The sequence below is a fragment of the Denitrobacterium sp. genome, assembly GCF_056180635.1.
In genome coordinates, this window is record NZ_JAZZJS010000030.1 from 59,963 (window position 1) to 75,715 (window position 15,753).

The 15,753-nt window shown below is 56.7% G+C and carries 1 protein-coding gene (running past one end of the window); it reads right to left on the reverse strand.

The annotated features are described in order from the left end of the window. Positions 1-15,398, reverse strand: partial view of a BspA family leucine-rich repeat surface protein gene (locus tag AC04P6_RS02740; RefSeq protein WP_475565058.1) — the 5' end (the start) only. The gene continues 17,206 nt to the left of window position 1, outside the view; only the first 15,398 of its 32,604 coding nucleotides appear in the window; its start codon is at positions 15,396-15,398; its stop codon lies beyond the left edge, outside the window. Between the last annotated feature and the right edge of the window lie 355 nt (positions 15,399-15,753).

Consider the following 15,753-nt stretch of genomic DNA (forward strand, 5'->3'; position numbering starts at 1 on the left):
CTATTCTCCGACTTGTATTTATAGGTAACCACGCTCTGTTCCCACTGAGCGTACAGCGTGACCACGCCACCATCCACGGTGGTCAGGTTGCGGAACCAGTCACCCTCGCCGATGCGCACCTCGCTGGGAGCACCCGTGGGGTTAAGCGCCGTATTCCATTCCTTGAACACGTAACCGGGCTTGCTCATGCTGCCCGCGGCAACGGGGGCAAGCGTCCATACGTCATACACGCACAGCAGGTCGTCCATAATGCCCGTACCGCCATTGCCATGGTGGAACTGCACGCGGTAGATGTTCGGCGCGAACACGGCCGTAAACGTGGTGGACTGGTACAACCCATCGGGGCCAATGGCGATGGACATAATATCCGCCGCGGTAAGCGTCGTGTTGTAGAAGCGCGTAGTATTACGCGAATTGATCCAGTACACCAGGTGATAGCCCGTGGAAACGGCACCGGAAACGGAAGACACCGAACCGCTCACGCACGGAACGAGCGTACGAATGAGCTGCTGATTGATCTGATCGGGATCGGTGGACCCATCTACCGAAATAAGGCCCTTGCCTGCGGCTACAAAGTTGATAGACGCATCGCGTTCAATCCAGTTGATCCACAGAACGATGGTATCGGCAACATTATCGCTGCCATTGAAGCGCGCAAGGTCGCCCAGGCGCGTAGTAGTGGTAACCACATGGTCCATGCCCGAATTGTCGGTGAACATGACCTTATAGTCGTTACGATAGCCGTGCTTGGTGGGCCAAATACCATCCCAGCCAAACAGGTTGGTGTCGTTCCAGGCAACGTTGGTGCGGCTGGCCTTCGCAGGCGTTCCGCCCTTCACATCGTACGTAACCGTATAACCCGTCTTCTGCTTCCACGTGGCCACGAGCTTGTAGTAGCGTCCGGTTACGCTCGGGAAGCCATACGAGGTTAGGTCTATGAGCTGACGGCCCGCCTGGTCTGCCATGCGGAACAGGCCGCCGTCGGGCGAGATGACGCCCACCAGGTTACCGTCGGCGTCCTCCAGCTGCCAACCCACGAAGGTGTAGCCCAAACGCGTCCAGGGAATGGCAGGAACGGTAACGTCGGCACCCGACATGTAATCGGGATAGGTAATGTAGTAGCTTGCCACATCACCACCATTCATTACGGCCGTAGTTCCAATAGGCGACGCAACGATGGGGTCAACGGGATCAAGCGTGGAATCGCCGGGGAAGAACTCCACGACGCTCTGCTTTGCCTCAATCCAGATGCCGTAGAGCGTTTCCATGCCGGGCTGGCTCTTCAGCACCTTCGGGTAGCTCTGCCCCACCGTGTATTCGCCCGTGGGCTGCTTGTTCGGGTCTTGAGCATCGGGGATGTACGTGGGGTCGGTCACCCACCAACGCAGCACGTAGCCGTTGCGGTAGAAGTAATTCGAAGCACCCGTGCGTGTATCATAGTCGGTAAGCGGCGATGTGAGGGAGCCATACGTGCCATCGCCGGGAAGAATGAGCGATTCGCCCGCCGGCAGGTACACGTCGTCCATGGTGCCCGTCACGCCCGGGGTGCCTGCCAACGTCTCGAAGTGCACGACCCACACGCCCACGCGCTCCCACTGGCCCGACATATTGGCGCCCACGGAAACGGCCGCGGAGCCATCGTACGTACGCATGAGGCTATCCACGCCACGCACGTACGCCTGGTCGCTCTTGCGGCGCCACATATACAGGCCGGCTTCAGCCAAGGCAGCGCTTGCCACGGGGCTCATACCCACCTTGTAGCTCACGAACACCTGGAAGCCATTGCCGATGCTCGCGTCTTCGTTGCTGTACAGACGCAGCGTGACCTGCGTGGCACCTGCAAACTCCAGCGACAGAATGGAGTTGTCATCCAGGCCGGAAAGCGGCTGGTTGCGATACGTGGTCACGGGACCGCTAATGCCATCGTCGTAGATATAGCGATCGCTATAGAAGGTATACGTCTCGCCGTTGTTGCCCGCTACCACCAGGTAATCGCCCGTACCAAGCGTGCTTCCGCCCGTAAACGTGCCGCTCGTCATCTGTTCGATCTGCTTGTTAAAGTCGAGGACGATAGCCGAAGACCCCGCGGGAGCATTGATTTCCCAGTAGCTCTTGTCGGCAACCGTACCATCCAGGGCACGCGCATAGCCGCCATTCTTCCTACCCCAGAACTGAGTGTGGATGGAATTGGGGGTTACCGCGTTGTTCTGCGGATTAAAGCGCACATCGGGACCAAGGTCCATAAGCTCCAGGCTATCGGTGTAGCGCAGCATGTTGTTCGTGGAAGGCGTGCTGGTAAGCATATCCCACGTACTCATATTCAAGCGCGTCAGGCTACGACAGCCATCGAACATGCTGTCCATGTTGGTTATTCTGCTGGTATCCCAGCCCGCGCAGCCCACGACACTCGAAGACGACACGTAATCGGGATCCAGGTACTTGTCCACCGCCTCGTCGTCGTAATCGGGGTCATAGCCCGTGCCCAGCAGCGTAACCATGCTCTTGTCGTTGCGGAACATGTTCGCAGCACTCGTTGCCTTGCTCGTGTCGATATTCGCCACGTCGGCAATAACCAAGGAGCCCATATCATCGAACCAGCCGTCCAGGTTCAGCGGCTGGATCTTGTTACCCGCCGAGTCGGTCTGCACCTTGATGGCAGTCACATGACCGGCAATGTTGTTGCTCAGGGTACGCCAAGGCACCGTCCAAGTAAGCTTGTCGGCATCACTATCGCCCGTGTTGTGCTCGGTTACCTGGAACGTGGAAGCTCCGTCGTTCAGCCAAATCGTCAGCAAGCCCTCGGCATCCAGCTGCCACCACGCGTAGCTATTGCTGGGGAACGAACCGCTCGTGATGCCCGGCGTCCACACCCACTGGCCGGAATCGATGGCGCTCTTGCCCGCATAGCGTGCAAAGTCGCCCGCGGAATACGCGCGGCCGGTGTTCTGGTTAACCCACTGGCCCGTATCATGCAGGTACGTGTCGTGATTGGGAATCCAGGCCCAGTCGTATTCGGCATTATCGAACGTAACGTAGCCCATGAAGCCATGCGGAGTACCATGATCCCACGTGGTATACAGGCTCAGGTAGATTTCATCGGTTGCATAGGCGCGCGTAGCGCCCGTGATATCGCCACCCCAAATGACGTCCAGAATGGTCTGACGCGTCTTGTCCCACACCACAATGGCGTCGCTGCCATGCAAGAGGCTCTGGATATCGAACTTCAGGGTAACGCGCTGCGCATTCTGCTTGCGGAAATGCCACCAGGAAATGCCACGCATGCTCGTGGTCCACGTAGGCGCGTAATACGTCTTTGCCATGAGAGTACCCGGGTACTGGTTGTACTTGTTCCTGTCGGAATTCATGTACAAGTCATAGCCGCCCGCATTGCCGTTCTTGTTGATCATCGACCCAGATTCCCAATAGCGGGAAATGATGTTCATGTCGCTGTTGGACCAGTCGTCCACGGTGCCCTTGTCGAACACGGTGTGCTCGCCAATCCACATGGTCTTCAGGCTGGTATCGCCACCGAACATCTGGCCCATCTTCAGCACGGAACGCGTATCCCACGTGCTCATATCCAGGTTGTTCAGCTTCTCGTCGTAGAAGAACATCTGCGTGGTGTCTTCCAGGTTGGCGGTGTTCCAACCCACCTTGCTATCGCTTTCCCAGTCGGTGCTCGTCGTACCCATGGTGGTATCAAGCGTATAGGCAGTGCTGTTGGTAGCCGTGCTGCTGGAAATCACCGTAGCCGGCGTGTTGTTCTCGCCCGTGCCGGTAATGCTCGTAAGATGAACGTCGCCGGCAAATGCACGACGCATGCTCTGCGTGTCGGACGTATCGAAACCTGTGGCATCCACCCACAGCAAGCCGCGCGTATGCCAAATGGTATTGAAGTCATAACGACCGTAGTACTGGACGTTCTCCTGGCGGCACTCCGAGAACCAATCCTCCATGCGCAGCGCCTTCAAGCCGTTATACGCCGTAACGGTGATGACTTTGCTACGCAGCGAGTTATTGGCGCTGGTGGCAGAATCGTTCGGGCGGCCCTTCGGCCAGTAGCCAGCCCGGAAGCGGCCATCCCAACCCGAGCCGTCGGAGGCGTAATGGTTGGCGGTGCTCACGTTGTACGAGCCATTCCAGGGAACGTCGGTACCGTATTCGGTAACCACCTTGTTCGTAGCCCACGGCGTGGCGCCCACGGTGAAGTTGCCACCGTGGATGGTAGCGGAATGGTTGTCGTTCCAGAACTGGTTCTCGGCGTACTGGAAGGTATACGTACGGTTGTCGTCGATGGCCCACCAGGCCTCGTCGTTGGAAACGAAGCGGAAGCCCACGCGATCCGTCCACACGTACTTGCCCACCATGGCGCTGTTCGCGGGGTTGTAGTAGTACGCCAGCTGCTCGCCGGTGTACGGCACATGATTGTCTTCCACCCAGGTATTGGTGGTGGGATCGAGCACGTAATGCACCCAGCTGCCATAGCCAAAACCGCGCAGCTTCGCCCAGTCAGGCGTCATGTAGGCGCTCGTGCTATTGTCGAACACGGTCAGCTTGAAGCCAGAGCCGTAACGCGAATCATCCGTGCATAGGCGCACGTAAATGGTGTCACCCGAAACGATAAGCGGAGCAGTAGAGGTGTAGGCACGCATCGACGTACCACTCAGGGCCGCCTGCAGCACCCAATTCTTGTCGTAAATGTAGACCGTGTCGTTTTCCAAGCTGCTGTTCTGGTCGAACACGATGGCCAGCTGCGTGGCGCCCGTAATGCCCGTGTACCAGTAGCTCTTGCCCGGCAGCCAGCCGTCCAGATACGTGCCATACGTACCCTTGTCAGTGTTGCCGTCGTTCCACTCGGCCGTCTGAATAACGCGCTGCGTAGCGTAGCCGCTATCGCCTACGAACTTGAAGCCATCGCCCAAGATGATGGTGGTCAGGTTCCATGCGCGATGCAGCATGTCCGACATGGTCGTGCAACCAGTGGTGTTCCACCACGTGAAGTCCAGGTAGGAAAGGGCGGAAGCGTTCTCGAACATGCTCGCCATGTTCGTCACCTGGCTGGAGCCGGAACCCAGCACGGGCCAGCACACGAAGGTGGCAAGGGAGCTATGGTTCTGGAACATGCCGCTTACATCGGTGCAGCCGGTCACGGTCATGGCCGGCGAGGAAACCGTAATGGTCTGATTCACGTAATCTAGGTCGGTGGTAGGCGGCGTGGTCGCGGTACCACCCTTGGTATTGGTGCCGTACGTACCGTTGGCGTAGACGCCATAGAACTGATTCAGATGGGGCGTGTACTTGAACAGCTGCGCGAAATCGGTGGCATTGGTAACCGTCATGCCCGCACCCACGAACTTCACCAGGCCATACGTGAGCTTGTCCGCGGCCGTGCCGAACATGCCCTCGATGCTGCTATACGGCACGTTCATGGTATTGCCCCAGAACGTGAGCGAGCCCTTCTGCGTAGTGGAGCCATTGCTCGTGTAGTTGCCACAATTGTTGAACATGCCCGCCAACCTGGCGCCGGAATCAATGATGATACCCGTGGCGTCAAAGTCCAGGTTGGAGTAGCAGTTGGTGAACATCTCGGACATATCGGCATCGGAGCAAATGCGCATGCCCTCGGCGCGATACACGAAGCTGCCCGCGCAACCGCCAAACATGTTCTGCACGGTATCCCAGCCCGTTGCGCTCGTTTCGCTTACCGTGAAGCCCTTCGCGTTGAAGGTCTCCATGCCGTAGCAGCCCTCGAACATGTAACCCAAGTCGATGGTATGCGATGCCAGGAAGCCATCCCAGTTGAAGATAAACTGACCGCCACAGTTGCGGAACCAGTCTTTCAGGCTGGCACGCGCATTGATGTAGAAGCCCCTGGCATTGAACACCGTAAGGCCCGTGCAATGCTGGCCATTGGTGGCGGGGTCCCAGAACATATCGGCCAGGTGCGTAGAATTATGAATCTTCATACCGTCGCCGTTGAAAACGAAACCGCCCTTGGTCAGGTTGATACCGCAGAACATACCGATAACCGTAGCCGCAGGCGCCACGATCTCGAAGCCGGCACCATTGAATTCCTCAAGCCCATGGCAGCGCGCGAACATGTAATTCAGATTCGTGGCCACCGGCAGGTACCAATTCGTGAAGTCGGGCAAGTGCAGCTTCGGGCAGTCGGCGAACATGTACGCCAGCGTGGTTGCGCTGTCGAATTCCCAGCTTGAACCCGTTACGCTACCCGGGTTGGCCGCACCAGCCGTAAGACCATCCACGTACACCAGCTCGGGGCAATTCTGGAACATGTAGGAAAGGTCAACGACCTTATCCGTCTGCCAACCGTGCAGGTCCACGCTGGGCAGCACCAGGCAATTCTGGAACATGAACGACACGTCGGTGAGTTTGGAAACGTCCCAATTGTAGATGTTAGTAATCGTGGTAAGCGTGTAGCAGTTCTGGAACATCTCATGCATGGACGTCACGTTGCCCGTGTCCATGTTCACGCCGTCCATTGCCTTCAGGCCGCGTGCGTTCTGGAACATACCGTCCATGCTCGTCACGTCGGCAATGTCGAAGTTGATGCCATGGAACGTCTGCAAGCCCTGACTGTAGTTCAAGCCATCCATGTCATAGGCGTTCTGGAACATCTCAATCAACGTGCAGCCATTGTCGATCACCATGTCCTCGCCCTCGAACACCCAACCAGTGCCCGCATAGGCGATGTCGCCGCCGCCGTTATAGAGGCCCGAGCAATTCTGGAACATGTTCGACACGGTTACGCCCGTACCATCGATGAGCATATCCTTGCCCACGAAGTAATCCAGGCCCGTGGCATCGTTGAACATGTTCTCCAAGCGCGTAGAGCCCTTGATGATCATGTCCTTACCCACAAACGTACGCATGGCATCGGTGGCGTTGAACATGTAGGCCACCGTAGCCACGGCCGAGGTATCGCCATTCTGACCGTTGATGGTAACGCCCTGCCCCAGGAAGCGCGGCAGCGCACGAGCGCCGCTGAACATGTAATTCATATTCTGGATCTTGTCGAAGTTGAGCACCGTAACTACCGCGGGGTCGGTGAAGGCGTCGATGTAGGAAAGCACCGTGGTATCGCGGAACATGTTTTCCGCATTCAGCAGCTCGGTCACATTCCAGTTGTAGATTTGATCGACCGTAGTGAGCTTATGCGCGCGGTAGAACAGATTGTTCATGTATTTGATAGCGGTGTCGTAGTCCACCAAACCACGACCATTGAAGGAAACGATGCCCTGCGTGCAGTAATACTTGCCGCTGGCAAACTCGATTTCCGCATCGGACCCCATGAACATGCCGATCATGCTGTCGACGCCCTCGGTGATGTCCATGGTGTTTTCCGCATCGAACGTCCAAGCACCCATCACGTCACGGAACATGTAGTCGAGTGGCGTGTTCTTCACCGTGAAGCCCGCGCCATGGAACGTGAAGGCCGCCGTATTCTTGCGGAACCAATTGGCGGTAACCACGTTCTCAGCGGGAACGGTTACCGTAGCCATGGGCGAAAGCCCCATACTGGTGACCACGGTCTTCGTGCCGCCGTCGATAAGCATGCCGTTGCCGTACACGTCCACCAGGTTATAGGCGTCGTTGAACATATCGGCCAACGTAATGTAGCCCTGAATGGTGAAGCCATCACCATAGAACGTCTGAATGCCGCTATGGTTGAACATGTAACGCGTCATGGCGCGCGTGGTGGTGTCGTAGTAGTTACCCGTGATGGTAACGCCCCAGCCCTTCCACTCGGGAAGCGCCCAGGTATCCTGGAACATCGAGCGCATGTCCTTCACGGATTCCAAATCCCACGTAGTGGTGGGAGTGGTAGCGGTGAAGGCGTCGATATACGTCAAAGTACGCGCGTCGTTGAACATGCCATACAGGTACTGCACGGCTTTCATATCCCACAGGCTAATGCCCTCCACACGCAGCAGATCGCGCGCATGGTTGAACATGAAGGTCATGTTGGTAACCTGCGAGGTATCCATACCCAGGCCATTGAAGTAGACCAAACCTTGCGTGGCGCCAATGCTGTCCAGGATTTGGGTGCCATAGTAGCCGCCCATATGCCACGAACGCGTAACACCATCTTCGCGACCGGTGTAATAGTAGCCACCCACATTATGGCCGGTGCCACCACCCTCGATGCTGTAGATGCCATTGAACATGCCATAGAAGCTCGTAACGCCGTTCAAAATCATGGTGCCCTCGGCGTCGAAGCTATAGGCGCCCTTACAGCCCTGGAACATGAATTCCAGCGTGTTATTGCGCACTTCCATGCCGCCACCATGGAAGTAGAACGGCGCGGTGTTGTTGAAGAACATGTCGTACAGCAGCACGCTATTGCCCGGCGTGGTGGCGCCCGTATCGGGGTCGGTGTACAGGCCGCCGTCAATGAGCATGTCTTCGCCCCAGAAATTCTGCAGGCTTGGCGTATCGGTGAACATGTAGATCAGGTCGATGTCGCCATCGATGATCATTTCCTTGCCATAGAAATCGGTCATGCCACTGTTGTTGAACATGTACTTCACGCTGGCGCGGCGCCCATTGCGCGCGGTACCCGTAATGTGCATGCCCTTGCCACGGAAGGTCGTCATAGCCGTAGTGCCCTGGAACATGTAGTCCATATTATTGATGACGGGCAGGGTCCAATTGCTGAAGTCCTGCGTGAGCAAGCTGGAGCAGCCATTGAACATCGATTCGGTGGTGTACAGCTTATCCAGCTGCCAGGTGCCAATGCCCGTCACGTATTCCAGCAGCGTGCAGCCATTGAACATGGCATGCATGTTCTCGATGTTGCTCGTACCACCCGTATACGTGTAGGGATTGCCAGCAGCATCGAAGCCACTGCCAATGCCCCAGTCGGTAAGGTCGAAGTTCACCAAGCTCGAGCAATTCTGGAACATGTACTCGGTGGTCTCCAGGCTGGAAAGGTCCCACTGCTTCATGTCGTACACGTTCACAAGGGAAGTACAACCATTGAACATGCCTTCCATGCTGGTGACCAACGAAGTATTCAAATTAGTGCCATAGAAATGCGTTAGGCGAACACAGCGATTGAACATGTAGCGCATGTTCACCACGCCGGGGCTGGTGATGCTCGCCGTGCTATAGAAAACCAGACCGTCGCAATCCTGGAACCAGTAGCTGAAATCGGTAGGGCCGTTCAGGCGCACGATCATACCCACGCCATCGAAACGGGCAAGCTTGTGGCAATTCGCGAACATGTTCGCCACCGTCGTGCCGCTGGGGCTGTCGATGGTAATACCATCGCCCTCGAAGCGCTCGAGCTCGTAGCAATTCATGAACATCTCGTCCATGACGGTAATGGAATTCAGGTTCCAAATGGTCGTCTGGTAGCCAGCGCCCGCACGAAGCGAAGGCAGAACCGTAAACGCATCGATGGTCTTCAGCTTGTAGTCGTTCTTGAACATGCGGTACGTAGTGGTGACCTTCTCCACATTCCAGCGAGCCAGGCCATCCGCCAACGTCATAACGGGGCAGTTATAGAACATGCCCTCGAAGGTAAGCACGTTCTCGGTATCGAACGCTTCACCATGGAATTCGGTAAGACCCGAGCAATTGTTGAACATGTAGCTCATGTCGTACACGCCCGTGGTAACGATGTTGTCAGCATTGAAAATCGTAAGGCCAGGGCAACCATTAAACATGTATGCCGCGGAGATCTGCGGCACGTCGGTGGCCATGCCCGTCGTGGGCGTGCCAACGGGAAGGCTCGTACCCACCGAACCAGTCAGGCGCAAATCGCCCGCGTTGAAGGTGAAGGGGCCATCGCATCCGCGGAACATATTGGCCAGGTTCGCCTTGCCGGAAATGACCATGCCCTCGCCCTCGAAGCTCACCAGGCTGCTGCAGCCGCTGAACATATCGGCCACATTGTTCAGGCTGCCAGAACCATCGACCACGCCCGTGGTGATGGTAAGGCCCTTGCCATAGAAGTTCGTGATGCTCGAGCAGCCGTAGAACATGCCCTCCATGGTGGTGATGTATTCGAGCGTCATGTTCGCGGAAAGCGTGGGATCGGTGAACGCATCAATGTACGTGAGCAGCGAGCAGTTGCGGAACATGAAGCTCATGTCGCGGCAGCTATCGGCGCTCCAATCGACAATGCCCTGCACCGAAACCAGCTTCGGGCACAGGTCGAACATGCGACTCATGCTGAGTACCCGGTTCACGATGAGGTTGCCGCCATTGAACGTCCTGAATTCGGGGCAGTTGTAGAACATGCCCTCCATGTTGGTACAGCCCGCGCTGTTCACGCCCGCGCTATTGAATGTTTGCAGTCCCAGCGCGCCGCTGAACATGTAGGACAAGTCGCTCGTGGTAAGTGTAAAGCCGGCACCCGAGGCAAAGAAGCCAATGTAGTTGGTGGTGTTCTTGAACATGTACTGCATGCGGGAACCCGTTACCGTGAAGCCATTGCAGCTGAAGTTGTAGAAGGTCGTTTTACCCGATGCCGTAGCGGCAATCATGTAGTCCATGTTGCTGTCGTTGATGGTGATTCCATTGCCGTCGAACTGCCAGCCAGCCGCCGCCGTACAACCATTAAACATGTACTTCATGCTCGTGGCACCGTCGATCTGCATGCCATAGCCCCTAAACATAATCATGGACGTGCAGTCGCTGAACATGTAATCCATGGCGGCATCGTAGAAATGCGTTCCCGCCATATCGAACGTGGTAATGCCCGTGCAGTGGCTGAACATGTAGCGCGCATCGGCATTGGCCTTCATGTCCCATGTGCTAAAGCTGGGGAACGAGGTGAGGCCCGTGCAGCCATAGAACATGCGGTACGTGCTAATCACGTAGTTCACGTTCCATGCCAGGTTGGTAAGGCTCGTAAGGCCCGTGCATGCCTCGAACATGCGCGTCATGCTGGTAACGCTGCTAGTATTCCAGGTGCTACCGTCGAAGGAAGGCAGGTTCGGGCAGTTGAAGAACATATAATCCATGGTGTCCTGCACGCCCGACACATCCCATGCGTTGCTCGTAAACGAGGTGAGGAAATAATCGTTCGCGAACATGTAGCGCGTATCACTTACGCCATTCCAGTCGGTAAGCGCATCGGCGTCCACCTTGAAGGTAGTAATGCCGCAGTGGCCGCTCCAATGTACGTGATCGTAGCTCGAGCGATTCCAGAACGTGTAGTACAGGCAGTGATACAGCGAGTTGCTCCACGCCGTGGACCCATGTGAGATATTCACGGTGTTGTTCTCGTACCACGTACCCGAACCGGTCGCCTGGCTATACGAATAGAACATGTAAGCGGCCGGGCCCTCGAAATGCATGCCCGTGCCATCGAAAGTGAAGCTACCCGTAGTGCCATCGTTCGTACCGCAGAACATCTCGGCCACGTTATTGCCAATCATGGTGAGGCCCTTGCCATTGAAGAGCCAATTCACACTCGTGGTGCGCCAGAACATATGCGCCAGGGAGCGGTTCTTGATGGTCATGCCATTGCCAATGAATTCCTGGAAGTTAGTCAGCACGCCGAACATGCCATCTACACCATAGTTGCCGCTGGGACGCGTGGTGGAACGCGATGCACTGCCATCGATGACCATGCCATCGCCGTAGAACTTCTGCAGGCCACTGCTGCGGAAGAACCACGCCAGCGTGGCGTCGCCGTACAGCTTCAGGCCATAGCCATGGAATTCGGTGAGCGCATACGTGAGGGCAAACATCTCGTCGAGCGTGTGGCAAGATTTCAGATCCCAGTTATCGAATGCCAGGCCCGTGGTGTAGGTAAGGCTCTGGCAGTTGTAGAACATGCGCTCCAGACTCTGCACCTTACTCATGTCCCACGTCTTAATGCCCGTTACCGTGGCAAGCGCCGTGCAGTTCATGAACATCATCTTGGCGTCGCGCACCTGATAGTAATGTGGGTAGTTCCAGTACCAACCGCCGTCGGGCACGTCGTATTCACGCGCATCGTTAATGGCAAAGGTGCCGTTCTTGCCCATCTGAAAGCCCAGGCCATTAAACGATGCGAGAGCCGTGCAGTCCTTGAACATGCAATACGTGGTGGAAGCCCACAGCTCCATGCCGTAGGAATTAAAGCCGCCCAGACTCGTACAGCCGCGGAACATGGAGGCCATGGAAGCAGGAGCCGCCTGAGTGCCGATTTTCAAGCCGGGAGCCACGAAGTTGCTCAGGCTGGAATTCGACACGAACATCTGGGACACGTCGGTTACCTTGCTGGCGTTCCAGTTACTCATGTTCACGTTCACCAAACGCGAGCAATCGCGGAACATACGCGTCATGTTCGTAACGGAAACGGCTTGCATGCCGCTGCCGTCGAAATCCGTCATGTTGTACGCGTTGCGGAACATCTCGAACATGTTGGTAACGCCCGCGGTGTCGCTAGAGGTAAGGATAAACTTGCGCAGGCCCGTAGAGTTGCCGAACATGCGGATCAGGCTACCGGAAAGCGTAACACCCGAACCCTGGAAGATCAGGCTGCCGCCGTCGTTGTTGAACATACCGTAGCGGTTGTAATTGATGTGCTCGTACGTTTCGCCCGTGGTGCAGTTGGAAATGGTCATGCCCGTTGCGTTGAACGTCCAGTTGGCGTTAATACCCGTGAACATATTGCGCAGGTCCACGCCGGAAAGCACCATACCGTATGCCGTGAACAAGTTCATGGACGGGCAGTTCTGGAATGCGTACTGCATGCTGCCGCCTGTTACCTTTAGGTCGGTACCATCAAAATTGGCAAGCGCGGTGCAACCCGTGAACATGTAATTCATATTGCAGTTGTAGAAGCGCATGCCAGTGACCACGATGGTAGCCAAACTCGTGCAGCCAGCGAACATGCGCTGGGCATTGGTGAGCTTGCGCAGATCCCAACTGGTGAGCGCACCCATGCTCGTAAGGCTCGTGCAGCCCTCGAACATAGAGTACGCGCTCGTCACGTTACTCACGTCCCACGCGGAAATGCCCGAAACCGTGGTGAGGTTCGTGGCATCCTTAAACATGTTATCCATGTTGGTAAGCGCCGCCGTGGAAATACCGGAACCCTCGAACGTGGTGATTCCCGTAGCGCCATTGAACATACCGTTCATATTGTTCGGATACCACTTGAAGGTAGATGTGTTCAGGGAAACAAGCGTGCTGTTCTCGAACATGCGCGACATGTTCACCGTGCAGTCGGGAGCACCCAACGTAAAGTTCACGCCCGTGAGCGCAAACGGCGTGGCGGGCGCGCTTTCCGCGAACATGTAGCGCGCGTCGGAAACGCTGCTACCGTCGAAGTTGTCCATGCACACGCTGGAAAGCGCATCGCAATCGTAGAACATGGCATACGTAGTGGTTACGCCCGTAGCGTCGAACGCGCTGAAATCGGCGGAAACCAGGCCGCTGCTGCGGAACATGCCCTGCAGCGAGGTCACCCCGCTCGTGTTCATGGCGCCATTCGCGATGAAGGTGGTAAGGCCATTGGCATTGTAGAACATGCGGTAGAGCGAACCCGCGGCGGTAATGCCATTGAAATTAGCCGTTACCGAGCCGCCGCAGTTGGCAAACATGCTGTCGGTATTGTTGTTCTTGAACGTAAGGCCATCGCCTAGCCAGATGAAGGTGGCATTGGTGCCGTTGAACATATTCGACAGGTTGGCATCGGTAATGGTCATGCCGTCGCCGTTCCACACCAGCAGGCGTGGGCAGTTGGTGAACATGTACGCAGCCGTGCCGCCCTGGAACACGCCGCCATCGCACGCATAGTTCTTCAACTCGGTGCAGTTAGCGTACATGTAGTTCTTATTGCAGTTGTACAGCTTCAAGTCGGGCATGGATACCGATTCGAGCGCATAGCAGTCGGCGAACATGTAACTCGCATTGGTGATCTTCGTGGTATCCCACTGCGAAAACGCCGTAGTAAGCGCGCTGGCGGTAAGCATCTCGCAATGTTCGAACATGTGCGAAACATTGGTGACGTTGCTCGTATTCCAACCCGGATACGTGCCGCCGTCAATGTAGCCCGAACCATTCATGAGCACCAGAGCCGAGCAGAAGTAGAACATGTAGCTCATATCCTGCACCAACGACGTGTCGATGCCGCTCATACCCACATTGGAAAGCGCCATATCCATGTCGAACATATGCGTCATGTTGTTGGCAACCCACGAGCACTTCGCCGAGGCGAAGGTGATCAGGTTGCTCTTGTAGAACATGTACGACAGATTGGCACCACCCGTAGACGTGCTGCCCAGCTTCATACCGCCGGCAAACTCGTCCAATGAGCTATTCCAGTACGTGAGCGCAGTTGTTTCCGCAAACATGTAGCTGGCATCGATGACGTTCGAGGCATCCCAGTTCTTGAAGTTATCAACCTTCAGCAACGTGGTGTAACGGAACATCTCCTTCATGGTGGTAACCTGGGAGACATTCCAATACTGAATGCCCTCAACGGTATCCAAGCGCGTGGAGTTCTTGAAGAAGCCCTCCAAGCTCGTGGCCGCCGACATGTCGAAACCCACGCCATCGAAGTACGAAAGTTCCTCGTAATTGGCAAACCAGAAGGCACACGCATTGCCCAAAGGCTTGATAGCGCCCGTAACGTATACCTTCGCAATGCCAACCCAATCCTCAGCGGCATTGGCATTGCGATACGCGTACCACGGCAGCGCCGAATACGTAGTGCTCACCGTGTCAACGCCATCAATGGAAAGCGTGCCAAACACGCCATCAGTTTGCAGCGTCCAGGTAAGCGCGTTGTTGTCGCCAAACGTACCACTCTTGTAAATGGTGTCGGTCATCGGCTTCAGGCTCGTGGCCTGCGCCGCATTGGCCGCGCTCGCGGCAGTCTGCGCCGCCTCAAGCGCATCAAGAGCAGCATCTTCGCTGCTAGCGTACGTGTCACCTGCAGATTTATCTCCTTGCAAAGGCGTGGCAGATGCAGCGCCTTCGCCAGCCGACTTCGCGGAATACACCGCATAGTACGTTACGTCGGCATTAACCGTAATGGTGTCGCCCGGCTTTACGGACGCCTTCGTGGCGCCCTTTTCCATAGCCCAGCCTTCGAAGGTCTGGCCTTCGAGCGTGGCTACGGGAGCCGTGATCGTTGCGCCCGCAGCAACCTGCTGCGTGGCGCTTCCGGAGAGCGCGCCCGCGCCGGCGTCGAACGTCACCGTAAAGGCGGAGGCGTCGGCAGCGGATGCGCTTTCCCGGGCCGTGCTTTCAGACGCGCCCGCAGCGGAGGTATCGCCCGCGGTCGCGCTGGAAGTCGAGGAGGAAGATGCCGCGGCTTGGGCGCCGGCGGCAGAATCGCTGGAGGAATTCTTGGAGGAAGTCGCGCTCGCGGCGGAGGTATCGCTCGCGGCGGAAGACGTGCCGGAAGACGCAGAAACCTCAGCCACCGCTACCGTGGTGGTTGAGGGAGAAGTTTCGCCTTTGTCTTCCGCGTTGTCGGCATAGGCTGAAACCGGCAACGCCAATGCAATCGCGGCAAGAGCCCCGGCTGCAACCGCCGCCCACCGCACACTACGCGGCGGAGCTGCATGCGCTTGCGCGCACAGCTCCCCCTGCAAATCTTTCGTGCTCATAATCGATACCTCCGATTTACGCACGCGACCCCATAACGGTCCCCAATATGTTTCCGCACGCGCAGGCGCCCAAACCCGCACATGCAGTCGCAGATGCGACCTCGGCATCGCCGCCCTTAGCGACACCGCGGATATTCCGTGTTGCGTTTTAATTGGTAGTGGAATGGGT